At 64.3% G+C, this 15,582-nt stretch carries 18 protein-coding genes; 7 read left to right on the top strand and 11 right to left on the bottom strand.

Annotated elements, in window-relative coordinates; genetic code table 11:
• The first annotated feature begins 77 nt into the window (after positions 1-77).
• The 3 genes from HDIA_RS19185 (at position 78) to HDIA_RS19175 (ending at position 3,079) form a co-directional block, all read left to right on the top strand.
• Complete coding sequence (locus tag HDIA_RS19185; protein ID WP_099559017.1) at positions 78-710, top strand: sulfotransferase family protein; 633 nt, start codon at positions 78-80, stop codon at positions 708-710.
• An 89-nt stretch (positions 711-799) separates the two neighbouring features.
• Positions 800-2,572, top strand: coding sequence for an adenylate/guanylate cyclase domain-containing protein (locus HDIA_RS19180; protein WP_099557625.1), 1,773 nt, complete (start codon positions 800-802; stop codon positions 2,570-2,572).
• A gap of 198 nt (positions 2,573-2,770) precedes the next feature.
• Positions 2,771-3,079 carry an EthD family reductase gene (locus HDIA_RS19175; protein ID WP_099557624.1) on the top strand — a complete coding sequence of 103 codons (309 nt, stop codon included), beginning with the start codon at positions 2,771-2,773 and terminating at the stop codon, positions 3,077-3,079.
• Between the two features lie 71 nt (positions 3,080-3,150).
• Here the strand turns inward: HDIA_RS19175 and htpG are convergent, their stop codons facing one another.
• Complete coding sequence (gene htpG / locus HDIA_RS19170; RefSeq protein WP_425432957.1) at positions 3,151-5,046, bottom strand: molecular chaperone HtpG; 1,896 nt, start codon at positions 5,044-5,046, stop codon at positions 3,151-3,153.
• A 225-nt stretch (positions 5,047-5,271) separates the two neighbouring features.
• Here htpG and fdxA point away from each other — a divergent pair, with 225 nt between their 5' ends.
• Complete coding sequence (gene fdxA / locus HDIA_RS19165; protein WP_099557623.1) at positions 5,272-5,610, top strand: ferredoxin FdxA; 339 nt, start codon at positions 5,272-5,274, stop codon at positions 5,608-5,610.
• 426 nt (positions 5,611-6,036) lie between these two features.
• The gene (locus HDIA_RS19160; RefSeq protein WP_099557622.1) at positions 6,037-6,621 is read left to right on the top strand and encodes a CarD family transcriptional regulator; all 585 of its coding nucleotides are present in this window, start codon (positions 6,037-6,039) and stop codon (positions 6,619-6,621) included.
• A gap of 120 nt (positions 6,622-6,741) precedes the next feature.
• Here HDIA_RS19160 and HDIA_RS19155 read toward each other — a convergent pair whose 3' ends face one another.
• The 4 genes from HDIA_RS19155 to HDIA_RS19140 all read right to left on the bottom strand — a co-directional run bounded on the left by HDIA_RS19155 (position 6,742) and on the right by HDIA_RS19140 (position 9,281).
• Positions 6,742-7,260 (bottom strand): DUF1178 family protein, encoded by a 519-nt coding sequence (locus HDIA_RS19155; protein WP_099557621.1) that lies wholly within the window; start codon positions 7,258-7,260, stop codon positions 6,742-6,744.
• Positions 7,257-8,120 (bottom strand): carbon-nitrogen hydrolase family protein, encoded by an 864-nt coding sequence (locus HDIA_RS19150; protein ID WP_099557620.1) that lies wholly within the window; start codon positions 8,118-8,120, stop codon positions 7,257-7,259. Before HDIA_RS19150 ends, HDIA_RS19155 begins: the two co-directional genes overlap by 4 nt.
• A 27-nt stretch (positions 8,121-8,147) precedes the next feature.
• Positions 8,148-8,402, bottom strand: coding sequence for a glutaredoxin 3 (grxC, locus tag HDIA_RS19145; protein WP_099557619.1), 255 nt, complete (start codon positions 8,400-8,402; stop codon positions 8,148-8,150).
• A 66-nt stretch (positions 8,403-8,468) separates the two neighbouring features.
• Positions 8,469-9,281: a ComF family protein gene (locus tag HDIA_RS19140; protein WP_099557618.1), complete on the bottom strand. Its 813-nt coding sequence runs from the start codon at positions 9,279-9,281 to the stop codon at positions 8,469-8,471.
• Positions 9,282-9,413: 132 nt separating this feature from the next.
• Between HDIA_RS19140 and HDIA_RS19135 the strand changes: the two genes are divergently transcribed.
• Entirely contained in the window at positions 9,414-10,304 is an 891-nt protein-coding gene (locus tag HDIA_RS19135; protein WP_099557617.1) for a methyltransferase domain-containing protein, read from the top strand.
• 99 nt (positions 10,305-10,403) lie between these two features.
• On the opposite strand, the gene HDIA_RS19130 is transcribed toward HDIA_RS19135, so the two are convergent.
• Genes HDIA_RS19130 through argJ form a run of 3 tightly spaced genes read right to left on the bottom strand, consistent with a single transcriptional unit; the run spans position 10,404 to position 12,310 of the window.
• The gene (locus HDIA_RS19130; protein ID WP_099557616.1) at positions 10,404-10,634 is read right to left on the bottom strand and encodes a Flp family type IVb pilin; all 231 of its coding nucleotides are present in this window, start codon (positions 10,632-10,634) and stop codon (positions 10,404-10,406) included.
• A gap of 27 nt (positions 10,635-10,661) precedes the next feature.
• Positions 10,662-11,054 (bottom strand): 8-oxo-dGTP diphosphatase MutT, encoded by a 393-nt coding sequence (gene mutT, locus HDIA_RS19125; protein ID WP_099559015.1) that lies wholly within the window; start codon positions 11,052-11,054, stop codon positions 10,662-10,664.
• A gap of 20 nt (positions 11,055-11,074) precedes the next feature.
• Complete coding sequence (gene argJ / locus HDIA_RS19120; protein WP_099557615.1) at positions 11,075-12,310, bottom strand: bifunctional glutamate N-acetyltransferase/amino-acid acetyltransferase ArgJ; 1,236 nt, start codon at positions 12,308-12,310, stop codon at positions 11,075-11,077.
• A 147-nt stretch (positions 12,311-12,457) separates the two neighbouring features.
• On the opposite strand from argJ, the gene HDIA_RS19115 reads away from it, so the two are divergent.
• The gene (locus HDIA_RS19115; protein ID WP_245883975.1) at positions 12,458-13,153 is read left to right on the top strand and encodes a TetR/AcrR family transcriptional regulator; all 696 of its coding nucleotides are present in this window, start codon (positions 12,458-12,460) and stop codon (positions 13,151-13,153) included.
• A 77-nt stretch (positions 13,154-13,230) separates the two neighbouring features.
• Here HDIA_RS19115 and aqpZ read toward each other — a convergent pair whose 3' ends face one another.
• The 3 genes from aqpZ to HDIA_RS19100 all read right to left on the bottom strand — a co-directional run bounded on the left by aqpZ (position 13,231) and on the right by HDIA_RS19100 (position 15,166).
• On the bottom strand, positions 13,231-13,923 hold the full coding sequence (gene aqpZ / locus HDIA_RS19110; RefSeq protein WP_099557614.1) for an aquaporin Z: 693 nt from the start codon (positions 13,921-13,923) through the stop codon (positions 13,231-13,233).
• A 112-nt stretch (positions 13,924-14,035) separates the two neighbouring features.
• Positions 14,036-14,230, bottom strand: a complete 195-nt coding sequence (locus HDIA_RS19105) for a hypothetical protein (protein ID WP_099557613.1) — start codon at positions 14,228-14,230, stop codon at positions 14,036-14,038.
• Between the two features lie 45 nt (positions 14,231-14,275).
• On the bottom strand, positions 14,276-15,166 hold the full coding sequence (locus HDIA_RS19100) for a peptidylprolyl isomerase (RefSeq protein WP_099557612.1): 891 nt from the start codon (positions 15,164-15,166) through the stop codon (positions 14,276-14,278).
• Positions 15,167-15,582: the final 416 nt, after the last annotated feature.

Here is a 15,582-nt window from a genome sequence, read left to right as displayed (position 1 = left end):
GCAATTGTATGCAATCTATCCTTAACAGTTGATCGATCCGCCGTTTCGCGGATCGGGAATACTTGGGGGAGGTGCTGGTGTCGCTCAAGGTCATTGGCACGGGGGTCGGCAGGACCGGCACGTATTCCTTGAAACTCGCCATCAACGAGCTCGGTCTCGGGCCTTGCCATCACATGGAAGAGGTTCTCATCCACATGCCGGAGCAGTTGCCGCTCTGGCAGGATGCGGTGGCTGGAAATCCAAACTTCGGGGCGATTTACGATGGCTATCCTGCCGCCGTGGATTGGCCGACGGCCGGATTTCATCGAGAGCTCTTTGCTGCCTATCCCGATGCCAAATTCATTCTGACGCATCGCGACCCGGAGCGTTGGGCCGACAGTTTCGGAGCCACCATCTACAAGCTGTGCGCCATGTCTGAAACGGGCGGCGTCATCAGCGAAATGCAGCCCTGGATGGCGATGGCGATGGCGGTCATCGCGAAGACAGGCTTTCCGTTGGGGCTCGACCGGGACGGTCTTTGCGCGGCCTTCGAGGCCCATATGGTGGCGGTCAAGGCGACCATTCCCGCCTCGCAACTGCTCGTCTACGAGGTGAAGGAGGGCTGGGAGCCGCTCTGTGCCTTCCTCGGGGTGCCGGTGCCGGATGGACCGTTCCCCAACACCAACAATCGCGGCGAATTCTGGGACAAGGTCGCGCCGGCCGTCGCGTGATTGCCTCTCGTCCGCCGCTGTGCGGCATCCGTGCGGGCAAACGGCTTGCGGCAGGCGCCTGAGGCGGCGGAGGCAGGAGGCGCGGGATCATGGCCGAACAGCGCAAACTCGCCGCCATTCTGGCAGCTGACGTCGTGGGCTTCAGCCGTCTGGCCGGCGCCGACGAGGACCGCACGCTGGCGCGGCTGAGGGCGCTGCGCAGCGATCTCATCGACCCGACAATCTCCGTCCACAACGGACGCGTGGTCAAGCGCACCGGCGACGGCGCGCTGGTCGAATTCCGCAGCGTCGTCGATGCGGTCCGCTGTGCTCTGGAAGTGCAGAACTCGATGCAGGAAAGGAATGCCGGGGTTCCGGAGGATCGCCGCATCGAGTTCCGGATAGGCATTCATCTGGGCGACGTCGTGGAGGAAGGCGACGGCGACCTGATGGGCGATGGCGTCAACATCGCGGCCCGGCTTGAGGGCATCGCGACGCCCGGCGCGATTTGTCTCTCCGAGGACGCCTACCGTCAGGTGAAGTCGCGGCTGGATCTCTCGGTCAGCGATCTCGGGCCGGTGCAGCTGAAGAACATCGCCGACCTGATCAAGGTCTATTCCCTGCAGGTCGCCACGGCCTCACCACCCGAGACCGCCGCTCCGCCAATCGCAGCGACCGACGTTCCCGACAAGTCCTCCATTGCCGTCCTGCCGTTTGCCAACATGACCGGCGATGCGGAACTGGATTATTTCGTCGACGGCGTGGTCGAGGACATCATCACGGCGCTCGCCCGCTTTCCCGATGTTGCTGTCGTCGCACGCAACTCGACCTTCGTCTACAAGGGGCAGGCGGTCGATATCCGCAAGGTCGCGGCCGATCTCGGCGTGCTCTACATGCTCGAGGGCAGCGCCCGGAAATCCGGCAGCCGTATCCGGATCACCGGTCAGTTGATCGACGCGGCGAGCGGCACCCATCTCTGGGCCGACCGCTATGACGGCAGCCTCGAGGAGGGGTTCGACCTTCAGGACCGCATCGTCGCCAGTATCGTCGGCGCCGTCGAGCCGACGCTTCGCGGCGCCGAGATCGAACGCGCACGCCAGAAGCCTGACGATGAACTCAACGCGCATGACCTTTATCTTCGCGCCCAGCCCCATGCCGTTGCCTTGCGGCCGGACGAGAACCTGATTGCCATCGGCTATCTCAACCGCGCCATCGAGATCCGGCCGGATTATGCGCCGGCGCTGGCCTTCGCCGCCTGGTGCCACGTGCAAAGGTTAAGGCGCCCGACCTGGGCACCGGCAGGAGAGGACGATTTCGGCACAGCGGTGGCTCTCGCCCGCCGGGCGCTTGCCGCCGGGGCGGACGACGCCGTCTCCATGGCCGTGGCAGGCTTCTCGCTGGTGACCCTCAACGTCGACACCGCCGTCGGGCTCGATGCCGTGCGCCATGCGGTCGACCTCAATCCCGGATCGAGCTTCGTTGTCTTTGTGGCGGGTTCCGCCATGACATGGTGCGAGGATTTCGAAGGGGCACGACCGTTGTTGAGGCAGTCTGTCGCCTTCGGTCCGAAGGAGCCGTGCTACTATCTCAGCCTCAACATGGTCGCGGTCGTCGAGCTGTTGTCGGGCCATCCGGAACAGGCGATCGAAGCCGCGCGGCGGGCGGCGACGCTCAATCCCGGCTCGGAATCTGCCCACTGGGTTCTTGCCGCCGCGCTTGCCCAGGCCGGGCGGCAGGCCGAGGCCGGTGCGGCTCTTGCCAAATTCCAGGAACTGGCGCCGGGCTCCACGGTTGGCCGGATGCGCAAGGCGCTGCCGATCCACAATCCCGCGACCCTTGAAAAGGTTCTTGCCAGCCTGCACGAGGCAGGTCTGCCGGAGTGACGGCGGTGTGGCCGTGGCCGGGACGGAATGCCGACCACGCGATGGGTCTTTCCGCCACTTCTGGCCGCCATCTCGTGAAAATGTGATTGCTTCGAAGGGCTTGAGGAATTGCCGCAAGCGCCTTTCCGATTGACCGGCGCCCGAACGGTGGTGTTTCCTCCGACGCGGAAAAAAACAGCCAATCCAAGGGAGGCATGCATGTCCGTTTCGCTGCAGGTGATCTATCCGATCAAAGACGGAACAACATTCAACTACGACTACTACGTCGAGACCCACCTGCCGCTCGTGGGCGAGCATATGGGCAAATACATCCAGAGCACGCTGGTCACCAAAGGCGTTGCTGGCGGACCGAACGTTCCCCCGGGCATCTATGCGATCGCCACGATCGTGTTCGCGGACAAGCAGGCAATGGATGCCGCGCTTGGGGCCGCAGGCCCGGTTCTGGCCGACATCCCGAATTTCACCAATTCCGAGCCGCAGATGCTGATCGGCGACGTCATCGGCTAAGCGATTGCCGTAGCCGGTATCTCTTGCCAGCCAAGTGGCCGCCCTGAGGCGGCCACCCGGTCAGCACGGTTTTATCCGAACGCCTTCTGCATCAGCCGGTCGAGCCGGGCGGCGAAGTCGTTGGGATCGTCCGGCGCCTCGCCTTCGAGAATGCGCGCCTGCCCATAGAGCAGATGGGCGGCATCCTCCACGGCGTCCGTGCCCTGGCGTTCGGCGAGCGAGCGGATCAGCTCGTGGCGTGGGTTGATCTCCAGGATTGGCGCGGTCATCGACTGGCCCTCGCCGCGAGCAACGAGCTTTTCCGTGCGGCGGTCGAGCCCGTAATCGGGCGCAACGAGGCAGACGGCGCTGGTGGCCAGACGGCTTGAGGCGCGCACCTCCGTGACCCTGTCGCCGAGCACCTCCTTGAGGGCCAGCGCGAAGGCGGCGACGTCGGCAGCAGGTGCCGTGTCCTCGTCCTTGCCGTCCTCAAGCGCGATCTGGTCGAGATCGGCGCTGCCCTGGCTCACCGACTTGAAGGGCTTGCCGTCGTAGCCGAGCGCCGTGCGCACCCAGAAGGCATCGACTGGGTCGGTGAGGAGCAGGACTTCGAGGCCGCGGGCCTTGTAGCCTTCCAGATGCGGGCTCGCCAGCACGGCGTCCTTGCTCTCGCCGAGGGCGTAATAGATCGCGGTCTGGTTTTCCTTCAGGTCCGCCACATAGTCCTTCAGAGAGCGCCAGCCGTCGCCCCTGGTGGTATGGAAGCGGGCGAGCTTGAAGAGGTCGTCGCGGCGGTCGGGCGCCTCGTAGAGGCCTTCCTTCAGGACGGCGCCAAAAGCCTCCCAGACCTTGGCGTAGGTCTCGGCCTCGTTCTCGGCCATCTTGGCAAGATCGGAAAGGATGCGGTTGGTGACGCCCTTGGCGATCGCCTCCAGCACCGGGTTCTGCTGCAGCATCTCGCGCGAGATGTTGAGCGGCAGATCCTCGCTGTCGACGACGCCGCGCATGAAGCGCAGCCAGGCGGGCAGGATCTCGGCATCGTCGGCGATGAAGACCCGGCGGACATAGAGCTTCACCCGGCCGCGGCGATCCGGATCGAAGAGGTCGAAGGGCTTCATCGAGGGCACGAAGAGAAGCACGGAATATTCGTGCCGGCCTTCGGCGCGGTAGTGGATCGTCAGGGTGGGATCGTCCCACATGCCGCCGACGTTGCCGTAGAACTCCTTGTACTCCTCCGGCTTGACGGCGCTCTTCGGCTTCATCCAGAGAGCGGCGCCATCGGTGAGCTCGCGGGTCTCGTCCTTTGCGTCCTCGCCGTCGCCGGCGCCGATGACATGGATGGAGATCGGCACGGGCACATGGGCGGAATATTCGCGCACGATGCGCTCGATGGTGCCTTCCTCGGCAAAGGCGGTGGCGTCGTCCATCAGCTCCAGCGTGACGCGGGTGCCGGCGACAGGTGCCTCGGCAAGATCGATGTCGCCGAGATGGAAGGTGCCCTTGCCGTCGGACGTCCATTCATGGGCGACATCGCTGCCGGCCTTGCGGCTGACGACGCGAACCTTGTCCGCGACCATGAAGGCGGAATAGAAGCCGACGCCGAACTGGCCGATCAGCGCCTGGCCGTCCTTCTTCTCGGCAAGCTGGTCGAGGAAGGCCTTGGTGCCCGAGCGCGCGATGGTGCCGAGGTTGTCCTTCATCTCGTCGCGGCTCATGCCGATGCCATTGTCGATCACGCTGAGGCGCCCCGCCTTCGCATCGGCCTCGATGGTGATGCGGAAGCCCTCGTGACCCTCGATCAGCCCCGGTTCGGAGACGGCGAGATAGCGCAGCTTCTCGCAGGCATCGGCCGCGTTGGAGATCAGCTCGCGCAGGAAGATGTCCTTGTTGGAATAGACCGCATGCACCATGAGATGCAGAAGCCTGGAGACTTCCGCCTCGAAGGCGTGGGTTTCCTGTGCAGGGGTTTCGTGCTTCGTTTCATCCATGGTCGTCATCGCACCTGTCCGTTCATCGGCCATTTTTTGGTCATGGCGGCTTGCATCCGCGAAAGGTCCGGCGCACATATCGTTGAAGCGGCGCCGGGATTCAAGTTCTCCGGCGAGAGCCGGTCCGGGAAGGGCAGATGCGCAGAATCTGCCTCTTGCCTCACTGCCGAAAGTCCGATAGGCAGCCGCCCGAGAGACTCGTGAATCCGCCTTGGAGCTTCCTTCATGACCTATGTCGTCACCGACAACTGTATCCGCTGCAAGTACATGGATTGCGTGGAAGTGTGTCCGGTCGACTGCTTCTATGAAGGCGACAACATGCTCGTCATTCATCCCGACGAGTGCATCGACTGCGGCGTCTGCGAACCGGAATGCCCAGCCGAGGCGATCAAGCCCGATACCGAAACCGGACTTGACGATTGGCTGACGCTCAATGCGGACTATGCCGCGAAATGGCCGAATATCACGGTAAAGCGTGACGCCCCGGCCGACGCCAAGGATTTCGATGGCGTCGAGGGAAAGCTGGAGAAGTATTTTTCTCCGGAACCGGGGCAGGGGGACTGATCCGTCGCAAGGATCAAAACCCGGGCAGGACGAGACGGTTTTCAGGCTGGTGTTACCCGGTGCATAGCGGGTATGCCGGCCCGAAAAGGCTTTTTTTTCGGCTAAATTTGTGATAGGTATATTTCCGGCAGCCGACACCCTGTCCCAATCGCATGCCCGCCCCGTATCGGGGCCTTTTTCTTGATCGGCCTCCCCGGTGCGATCGAGGCTTCGGGTCGCAGAACGAGACCTGATGACAGCGAATGGGTCGTCACCCTGATCGGCTGAAACAACGAGAGAGCTCGCCGGCACTGCGGACGCATATCACAAGGAGTGCGTCCGGGACGTCAACCTTTGACACTTCTCCCAACTGGTTCTGCCCCCGCGGACCCAGAGTGTGAAACTGACGGTCTTATGTTCCGGCGTGGCTATGGAGTGATGAAGCGAATGGCCACGAGCAAGAAGACCTCCCATCGCAACGGGTTCAAGACGAATGAATTCATCGTTTACCCGGCTCACGGCGTCGGCCAGATTGTTGCCATTGAAGAACAGGAAATTGCCGGTCTCAAACTCGATCTGTTCGTGATCAGCTTCGAAAAGGACAAGATGACCCTGCGGGTTCCGACCCACAAGTGCGAATCCGTCGGCATGCGCAAGCTGTCCGAAGGCGATGTTGTCGAGAAGTCTCTGGAGACCATAAAGGGCCGCGCCCGCGTGAAGCGCACGATGTGGAGCCGCCGGGCCCAGGAATACGAAGCCAAGATCAATTCGGGCGACCTGATCGCCATTTCCGAAGTCGTGCGCGACCTGCATCGCGCGTCCTCGCAGCCCGAGCAGTCCTACTCCGAGCGTCAGCTTTATGAAGCCGCGCTCGACCGTATGTCGCGCGAGATTTCGGCTGTCCTGCGGGTCACGGAAACGGAAGCCGTGCGCCGCATCGAGGATCACCTGACGAAGAGCCCGCGCCGCGCGGCGGCCCGTGCCGATGCCGGCGCCGACGAGGATGAGGGCGTCGAGGAAGAAGCTGCCTGAGGCCTCTTTCGCCGATCTCTGATCTGCTGACGAAACCGCCCGCGACAGTCGATGTCGCGGGCGGTTTTCTTTTTGCCGCTGCGGATTGCGAGGGGGGAGGAAAACTTCCTGCCGTTCCTGTCAGTTCCGGTCTTCGGGCAGCATCGGCAGGGCGAGAATGTCGATCCCCTCATCGGCCAGGGCCTTGGCGTCCTCCGGGCTCGCCGCGCCGTGGATGCCGCGCTGCGGCGCCTCGCCATAGTGGATACGGCGGGCTTCCTCGGGAAAGCGGCTGCCGACGTCCTCGGAATTTTCCACCAGCTTCTGGCGGATCTCGCGCAGGGCCGAAATCATCTCGGCCATCTTTTCGGTCGTCGCGGAGGGCAGGGCGACGGTCGGCGCGGGCACGGGCATTGCGGCGGGCTCGGCGGCTGGGCCTGCCTCGCTCCCGGATGTCTGCCCGCTTTCTGCTTCCTGGCGTCGTGCTGTCTCAGGCGAGGCGACCACACTCGGGGCCATGAGTGCCTTTTTGACATGCGACGAGCCGCACATCGGGCAAGCAAGCAGGCCGCGTGCCTCCTGGTCGTCGAAATCGGCCGAGGAGCGGAACCAGCCGTCGAAGCCGTGCCCCTCGATGCAGGTGAGTTGATAGCGGATCATGCGGCCCCGCTTGTGCGGATCCTGTCCGCCTCGACACGGGCGGGGGCAAAGGCCCGTTCGTTGGCGAGCGAGGGAACCCGGCCGCGAATGACCGCCACGTCGGCGGGATCGATGTCTGCAACGATGATGCCGGGCTCGTCGTGGTCGGCCTCGGCGAGAATGCGTCCCCACGGATCGATGACGAGGCTGTGGCCGTAGGTCTCGCGACCGTCCTCGTGCTTGCCGCCCTGTGCGGCGGTGACGACGAAGGCGCCGTTCTCGATTGCCCGCGCGCGCTGGAGGATATGCCAGTGCGCGGCGCCCGTCTGGCGGGTGAAGGCGGCGGGCGCGGTGAGCAGGCCGCAGCCGGCCTTGGCGTAGCTGCGGAAAAGATGCGGGAAGCGGACGTCGTAGCAGATCGCGAGACCCGCCGTGATCGGACCGAGATCGACGGTGACGGCGGCCTCGCCCGGCTGATAGGTGGCGGACTCGCGCCAGCTCTCGCCGTTTTCGAGATCGACGTCGAACATGTGGATCTTGTCGTAGCGCGCGGCGATGGAGCCGTCCGGGGCGATGACGAAGGCGCGGTTGGCGACGCGCTCGGGCCCGACGATGATCGCCAGCGAGCCGAGATGGACGAAGATGCCGAGTTCGGCCGCGACGGCGCGCATGCGGGCAAGCAGCGCATCCTCGGCCTCGGTCGAAATCTTCTCCAGCAGTTCCCCGCGCGAGCGCACGAGAATGTTGGTCATCTCCGGCGTCTGGACATAGGAGGCGCCTTCACCAGCGGCCTCGCGCACCAGCGCCTCGACGGCGGCAAGGTTGGCGGCGGGATCGCGGCCCGATCGCATCTGGGCGCAGGCAACGCGGAAGAGGCTCATGTCATGACACTCCGAAGTGACGGGTCTTCAGCCGGCGAGCAGCAGGTCGAGCTTGCCGGCCCTTTCCATGGCGAAGAGATCGTCGCAGCCGCCAACGTGGGTGCTGCCGACGAAAACCTGCGGGAAGGTGCTGCGGCCGGAGCGCTGGATCATCTCGGCGCGGGCGGACGGCGTCTCCGTCGCGTTGTGCTCGGTATACTTGACGCCCTTGCTGTCGAGCAACGACTTTGCTCGAGCACAGAACCCGCAGAAATCGCGGGTGTAGATCACGACATCCGCCATTCGATCTTCCTCTGACCCGGAGATGAAGGTGCTATTGCACCGCAAAATATCCATCCACTGATATAGTCACGAAGCCCCCGGATCGACAACCCGCGCGAAGACGAGCACATCGACACGCGCCGCCTTGGCCCGCTTGAGGACCTTCGTCGCGCTTGCCACCGTGGCTCCGGTGGTGAAGACATCGTCGACCAGCACGATCTTCCCGCCCGAGATCGCGGCAGGATCGGAAAGAGCGAAGGCACCGCGCATGTTGTCGATCCGCGCCTGTCGTTCGAGGCCGACCTGCCGGCGCGTGCGCCTCACCCGGCGCAGGGCATTGGTGCTGAGCGAGATGCCGCTTGCCTGCGAGATTTCACGGGCGAGAAGGGCAGACTGGTTGAAGCGGCGGCGCCAGAGGCGCAGCGGGTGCAGAGGGACCGGCAGGATCAGGTCGGCGTCGTCCAACAGGTCTCTGCCGCTCCTCGCCATCATGCGCCCCATGGGGCGAGCGAGATGCGTCCGGTCTCGGTACTTGAGGTCGTGAACGAGATCGCGGGCTCCGCCATCGAAAACGGCTACGGCCCTGAGACGATCGAAGTCCGGCGGATCGGCAATCGCGGGCGCGCTCAGCGCGCCTTCGCCGAGATCGAAGGAAAAGGGCGTGCCGAGCCGTTCGCAATAGGGCCGCTCGATGAAGCGCAGCATCGACCAGCAGCGCGGGCAGAGCCCCCCGGGCTCGGCGATCAGCGATCGGCATAGCGCGCAGGTGGGGGGCAGGGCGAAATCGACGATCCGCCGCAGTATGCCGGGCACGGCTTGCCTCGGGGCGGGCCGGATGGCGGCCGTCTCGTCGGGAAGGTCAGGATCGTCAACGGCGGAAACGCCGGCCGGCAGCCACATGTCGCAGGGGTCCGATGCAGAGGCCTCTTCATGATGAGGACGTCGGTCCGATCCTGCAAGCGGACCTTGCCCGTGAATTGACGTCGGGCAGGCCAATCCCCATAACCTGCGCAACGCAAACGGAAGTGGCCCATGTCCTCAGCACCCAGACTTTTCGACCGCTCTGCGATTGCCTCCCGCCGGCGGCGCGTCATCGCGGCGGGCGACAGGGACAAGGCCTTCCTGCTCGATCTCGTGGCCGAAGACATCACCGAGCGGCTGATGACGGTGACGCGTGACTTTCCACTGGCGCTCGCCATCGGAGGACCGACGGATGCGCTGGCGCGGGCGCTTGAAGCCGCGCCGAGAGTCGGCCGGGTCGTGCGGGCGGATGTCTTCGCGGCGGGACCTGCTGGCGAACATCCGGCCGATGTCGTTCTGGACGACGAATACCTGCCTTTTGCGAACGAGCGCTTCGACCTCATCGTCTCCGGTCTGTCGCTGCAGTTCGTCAACGATCTGCCGGGCGCGCTCGTGCAGATTCGGCGCGCGCTGAAGCCGGACGGGCTTTTCCTCGGGGTGCTTGCCGGCGGCGACAGCCTTACCGAACTCCGGGATGCGCTGGCGGCGGCGGAAGTGGAGCAGACGGGCGGTCTTTCTCCCCGCATCGCGCCGATGAGCGAGGTGCGCGACATGGGCGGCCTTCTCCAGCGGGCGGGATTTGCCTTGCCGGTCGCCGATCAGGACCGGTTGACCCTGCGCTATGCGACACCCTTCGATCTCATGCGGGAACTGAAGGACATGGGCGCCAGCAACGCGCTCGCCGATCGCCGCCGGTCGCTGACGAGCCCCGGACTCATGATGCGGGCTGCCGAACTTTACGCCGAACGGCATGGCGACCCGGACGGGCGCGTGCGCGCCACGATCTGCCTCGTCTCAATTTCGGGATGGGCGCCGCACGAAAGCCAGCAGAAGCCGCTCAGGCCGGGCAGCGCCAAGACGCGCCTTGCCGACGCTCTCGGGACGAGCGAAACGAAGCTGTGAGGTAGGGTGCGCCTTTGCCATTGGGGATGGACGAAAGCATCATGTCCCGGAGGCGGTCGCTCTGGCCGGGGCTTGGCCCTTTGACGTCGTCGAGGCGGCTTACGACGACCCGGCGGAATTGGAGGTGGCGTCCGCGACCTTCTGCGTCAGAACTTCGTAGAAATTCGTGACGATGTTGCCGCCGACACCGGAAATGCTGAGGACGAAGGTCGACAGCATCGTGATCAGGATGGCGTATTCAACGGCGGTGGTGCCCTTGCGGTCGCGGGCGAAATCACGAAGCGTGCGCGACCGGAACAGAGAAGTGGCTCTTTCACCAATCCGTTGCATCAGGCCGTCTCTTTCTCGCATCCGTTCTTACAGCAAGTCGATCAAGTGAGCGACCAGCGGTTCATCTGCCGGCGGCATCGGATAGTCCCTGAGATCGCGAGGTCGAACCCATTTGATGGCCTGTCCTTCGCATCCGGAAGCAAAACCTTCCCAGCGCCGACAGACATATAGTGGCATCAAAAGATGAAATGTTTCGTAATTGAAACTCGCAAAAGTCAACGGGGCAAGGCAAGGCGCCTTAACTGTTATTCCGAGCTCTTCGGAGAGTTCCCGGATCAGCGCGTCTTCCGGACTTTCGCCGCTGTCGACCTTGCCGCCGGGAAATTCCCAAAGGCCTGCGAGGGCTTTGCCTTCCGGGCGCTGGGAGATGAGCACCCGGCCGTCGCCGTCGATGAGCGCGCAGGCGACGACCAGAAGCATGGATTTCGTCGTGGTCAAGTTTAACTCCGGTAATCGCCGTTGATGGCTACGTATTCCTTCGTAAGGTCGCACGTCCAGACGGTCGCCTGACCATCGCCGAGGCCGAGTTCGACGAGGATCGGAATGTGCTGCTCCTTCATGACGGCAGAGGCGGCGGCTTCCGAATAGGCGGCATCCCGGGCGCCTTCCACGGCGACGCGGATGTTGCCGAAGGTGATCGCCAGCTTGTCGCGGTCGGCCGGCTCTCCGGCCTTGCCAACGGCCATGACGATGCGGCCCCAGTTGGCGTCCTCACCGGCAATCGCGGTCTTGACCAGCGGCGAGTTGGCGATCGACAGCGCGATAACCTTGGCCGAGGCGTCGGAGACGGCGCCCCTGACCGTGATCTCGACGAACTTGCGCGCGCCTTCGCCGTCTTTCACGACCTGATGGGAGAGATCGCGCAGCACGCCGTGCAGGGCGGCGGCAAAGGGAGCGAGAGCCGGATCGGCGGCATCGGTGATTGTCTTGGCGCCCTTGGCCTTGCCGGTCGCAAAGAGCATCAGGGTGTCGCTGGTCGAGGTGTCGCTGTCGACCGTGATCGCGTTGAAGGTGGTCTCGACCGAGGCCGACAGCATCGACTGGAGCACTGGGGCGGCAATCGGCGCATCGGTGAAGACGAAGGAGAGCATCGTCGCCATGTCCGGTGCGATCATGCCGGCGCCCTTGGCGATGCCGCAGATCACCACCGGCGCGCCGCCGAGGTCGACCGTCGCGGTGGCGACCTTCGGATAGGTGTCCGTCGTCATGATGGCCTTCGCCGGCTCGATCCACGGACTGTCCGCCAGACGCGTCGCGGCCCCGTCGAGAACGCCCTCGAACTTCTTCGGGTCCAGCGGCTCACCGATGACGCCGGTCGAGGCGAGGAAAATCTCTTCCGGGCGGCAGCCGATGGCCTTGGCCGCGATCTCCGCCGTGACCGACACCGTTGCGCGCCCCTTCATGCCGGTGAAGGCGTTGGCGTTGCCCGAGTTCACCACGAGCGCGCGCGCCTTGCCGCCCGCGAGATTGGCCTGGCACCATTCCACCGGCGCGGACGGGCACTTCGATTTCGTGAAGACGCCGGCGACCGTCGTGCCCTCGCTCATCTCCAGCAGCAGGACGTCCGTGCGTCCCTTGTATTTGATCCCGGCTTCGGCGGTCGCAAAGCGGACGCCCTCGACAACGGGCATTTCGGGATAGGTCGTGGGGGCAAGCGGGGAAACGGTCGTCGACATGATTCAGAAGCCTCCGGAGCAGGGCGTTTCCCCTTTGCCCGATGTGGTTGCCCGGCGCAAGGTCTGCCCGCCAGCTTCTGAGCGAAGTGTCGAGGATGCGTTGCGTTTTCGAATGCGGAAGATGCCGGATCGCCGCGGTGCCGGATCATGCCCTCCATGACGGCTGGCATGTGGCAATCCGGTCCAATCGGACTATCCTCTCGATGGAAACAACGTGAGCGGGATACGGCAACCTTGGATTCGACGACGCAACGCGCGGCCAAAACCCGGAAATCCATCGGCGCACGGCGCAATCCGGCGAGCCAGGAAGCGATCCTGACCGCAGCGCAGGAGGTTCTTGCCGAGGTCGGCTACGGCCGGTTCTCCATCGAGGCCGTGGCGCGGCGGGCGCATGCCGGCAAGCCGACGATCTACCGCTGGTGGCCGTCCAGGGCGGCGCTGCTGCTTGATGTCTATCAGCGTCAGAAGCGCGATGGTGGTGGGGCAGTTCCTGGCACGCTGGAGGATGATCTTTCGGACTTTTTGCGCGGCCTCTTGCGCTTCTGGCGCGAGGGAGAGGCCGGCGCGATCTTTCGCGGTATCATTGCCGAGGCTCAAGGCGACGCAAAGGCGCAAGCGGCACTGGCGGCGTACAACGAGGAGCGCCGGCAGGCGTTCTGCACCATGATCGACAGGCGCAAGACGAACGGGGAAGTCCGCCCCGAGGTGGCGCCCACTGTCCTGTGGGAGGTGGTGATGGGTTTTGCCTGGCGGCGTTTGCTGACAGGCGAGCTGGAGATTCGCGACAAGGATATCGCTGCTTTCACCCGTCTCCTTTCGATCGGATATGCGACGCTGGAGTGATGGCGCCGGCCTGTCGTCCACGCGATGAAGGCCGGCGCACTCTCACATCCAGTGCTGTTTTGGGCCCAGCCGGGTTGTCAGTCGTCTTTTCCTGCGAGCAGCGTCTTCCAGATCAGTCCTCCAAGGGCGCCGCCGACAAGGGGCGCCACCCAGAACAGCCAGAGCTGACCGGGCGCACCGGTTTCGGCGAAGAAGGCGACCGCCGTCGAGCGGGCCGGGTTCACCGACGTGTTGGTGACGGGAATGGAAACGAGATGGATCAGCGTCAGCGCCAGACCGATCGCAATTGGCGCGAAGCCGGCAGGGGCGCTTTTCGCGGTCGATCCAAGGATCACCATCAGGAAGAACGCGGTCAGGACGATTTCCGTGACCAGGCAGGCCAGAAGGCTGTATTTGCCGGGCGAGAGGTCGCCATAGCCGTTGGAGGCGAAGCCGCCGGCGACAAAGTCGGGAGCGCCCGAGGCAATCACATAGAGCACCAGGGCGGCGATGAAGCCGCCGACGACCTGGGCGACCCAGTAGGGCAGGAGTTCGGCGAAGCTGAAGCGGCCGGCAACGGCGAGCCCAAGCGAGACAGCCGGGTTGAAGTGCCCGCCGGAAATGCCTCCGACGGCGAAGGCCATGGTCAGGACCGTCAATCCGAAGGCCAGTGCCACGCCCAGAAAACCGATGCCGAGCCCGGGAAAGCCGGCGGCGAGGACCGCGCTGCCACACCCGCCGAACACCAGCCAGAACGTGCCAAACAACTCTGCCGAGAGCTTTCTGGTCATTTGTGATCCCTCAAGATGCGAACAATAGGCCGACAATCCTCCCATTGTTCATAACCTGCAATGACTTTTTCAGATTTGGCAAAAACTGCGCACACAATATTTCTCATGAAAATCAGCCGGCTAGGCGCTGCCGCGAAAAGGGCGTGCGCTGGAGGGTGTGGCGGTCGACGTCGGCAATGCGCCGGCGCCAGCGCGCTTGCTCGACCGGCCGCGGCACATCGCCGGAATCCGGCAGGATCACGGATGGGTTGAAGGCATGAAAAATCCCGCAGGGCGTTGCAGGGCCCTGCGGGATCGCATCGATCATCGACGATCGACAGATCGTCGATCGCTCAAGGACGGTGGCGGACCGTTATTTTGCCGGTGCGTCGGCCGCCGGAGCGTCTGTCGCCGGGGCCGCATCCGCCGCCGGCTGGTCGAGACGCTCGACGGTCGCTTCGGCCTTCAGCTGCTTCATGATCTCGGCGAATTTCTCGCGGGCCACGACCTGGCGCACCTGATCCTTGACCTCGTCGAAGGTCGGGGCCGGCTGCTGGCGCTTTTCCTCGACCTTGATGATGTGGTAGCCGAACTGGCTCTTCACCGGCGTCTCGGTGTACTTGCCGGGCTCCAGTTCGAAGGCCGCGTTCTCGAATTCCGGGACCATCTGGCCGCGGGTGAAGAAGCCGAGATCGCCGCCGTTGGCCTTGGAGCCGTCGAGCGAATGCTCCTTGGCGAGTTCGGCGAAATCGCCGCCTTTGTCGAGCTGGGCGATGATGTCCTTGGCCTCATCCTCGGTCTTCACGAGAATATGACGGGCGTGAACCTCCTCCGGCGCGGTGTAGCCGGCGAGATCCTTCTCGTAGCGGGCCTTCATCTCCTCATCGGTGACCGATCCCTGGATCTTGTCCTCGATATAGGTGTTGCGGAGGGCCTGGTTCTTCAGGAACGCCATTCGCTGGGCGAAATCGGGCGTATCGCCGATGCCGGCCTTTTCGGCGGCATCTGCCAGGACATGCATGTCGATCAGCACGTCGACGAGGATGCCCTGCTGGGCGCCGTCCGGCACCTGGCCGAGCTGGGCGGCGAAGGCTTCCTTGGCAAGATTCACCTCGCCGACGGTGATGTCCTTGCCGTTGACCTTGGCCAGAACCTCGCCGTCGTCGGCGCGGGCCATCGCGGGCCCGAGGGCGATGAGCAGCGCTGCGCTCGCCACGGTGCTGATGATGCGGCGGTCAAGACCGCGGATGTTGGTGAAAAACATGAATGTGAAGACTTTCCTCTTGGCCGGCCCGTTGCCGGCTCTTGTCGCTTCGTGACGGTTCGACCTTCGACGGTGAACTTGACTCGGCCTGCCACTTCGATGTCCATGAGCGCGGATACTGGTTATCGGGCTCGCGAGAGCCCCTATACTCCGCAAATGCCGCTCACGGAAGGTGCGGCGTTGACATTGCTCCGCACCCGCCATATCTCCGAACCGCCTGAGAACGCCCGTTTCGGGCGGGAGAACTCCAATCGGTTCGGCTGTTCGGATCGCGCGGTGGCCGGTTCTGCTCATTGCCCCCGGCCCGGTGACAACCTGAGCGGCAGAAACTGTCAGCCCAGAGCCAAAGCCGCATGGCGTGGGGTTTGCCGCAGATATGGGGCAAGTTCAAGGCAGTCTTTGACGCGAACGCCTCG

Origin of the sequence: Hartmannibacter diazotrophicus, assembly GCF_900231165.1 — a bacterium.
Lineage (GTDB): Bacteria > Pseudomonadota > Alphaproteobacteria > Rhizobiales > Pleomorphomonadaceae > Hartmannibacter > Hartmannibacter diazotrophicus.
The sequence above is the reverse complement of the archived record's forward strand: the minus strand, read 5'-3'. Positions and strand labels throughout refer to the sequence as shown.

Bases quoted from the DNA above. Each gene is read 5' to 3' on its own strand.
- HDIA_RS19180 (WP_099557625.1), top strand. From the start codon at position 800: ATGGCCGAACAGCGCAAACTCGCCGCCATTCTGGCAGCTGACGTCGTG.
- HDIA_RS19175 (WP_099557624.1), top strand. From the start codon at position 2,771: ATGTCCGTTTCGCTGCAGGTGATCTATCCGATCAAAGACGGAACAACA.
- htpG (WP_425432957.1), bottom strand. From the start codon at position 5,046: ATGGATGAAACGAAGCACGAAACCCCTGCACAGGAAACCCACGCCTTC.
- fdxA (WP_099557623.1), top strand. From the start codon at position 5,272: ATGACCTATGTCGTCACCGACAACTGTATCCGCTGCAAGTACATGGAT.
- HDIA_RS19160 (WP_099557622.1), top strand. From the start codon at position 6,037: ATGGCCACGAGCAAGAAGACCTCCCATCGCAACGGGTTCAAGACGAAT.
- HDIA_RS19155 (WP_099557621.1), bottom strand. From the start codon at position 7,260: ATGATCCGCTATCAACTCACCTGCATCGAGGGGCACGGCTTCGACGGC.
- HDIA_RS19150 (WP_099557620.1), bottom strand. From the start codon at position 8,120: ATGAGCCTCTTCCGCGTTGCCTGCGCCCAGATGCGATCGGGCCGCGAT.
- grxC (WP_099557619.1), bottom strand. From the start codon at position 8,402: ATGGCGGATGTCGTGATCTACACCCGCGATTTCTGCGGGTTCTGTGCT.
- HDIA_RS19140 (WP_099557618.1), bottom strand. From the start codon at position 9,281: ATGTGGCTGCCGGCCGGCGTTTCCGCCGTTGACGATCCTGACCTTCCC.
- HDIA_RS19135 (WP_099557617.1), top strand. From the start codon at position 9,414: ATGTCCTCAGCACCCAGACTTTTCGACCGCTCTGCGATTGCCTCCCGC.
- HDIA_RS19130 (WP_099557616.1), bottom strand. From the start codon at position 10,634: ATGCAACGGATTGGTGAAAGAGCCACTTCTCTGTTCCGGTCGCGCACG.
- mutT (WP_099559015.1), bottom strand. From the start codon at position 11,054: ATGCTTCTGGTCGTCGCCTGCGCGCTCATCGACGGCGACGGCCGGGTG.
- argJ (WP_099557615.1), bottom strand. From the start codon at position 12,310: ATGTCGACGACCGTTTCCCCGCTTGCCCCCACGACCTATCCCGAAATG.
- HDIA_RS19115 (WP_245883975.1), top strand. From the start codon at position 12,458: ATGCCCTCCATGACGGCTGGCATGTGGCAATCCGGTCCAATCGGACTA.
- aqpZ (WP_099557614.1), bottom strand. From the start codon at position 13,923: ATGACCAGAAAGCTCTCGGCAGAGTTGTTTGGCACGTTCTGGCTGGTG.
- HDIA_RS19105 (WP_099557613.1), bottom strand. From the start codon at position 14,230: ATGATCGATGCGATCCCGCAGGGCCCTGCAACGCCCTGCGGGATTTTT.
- HDIA_RS19100 (WP_099557612.1), bottom strand. From the start codon at position 15,166: ATGTTTTTCACCAACATCCGCGGTCTTGACCGCCGCATCATCAGCACC.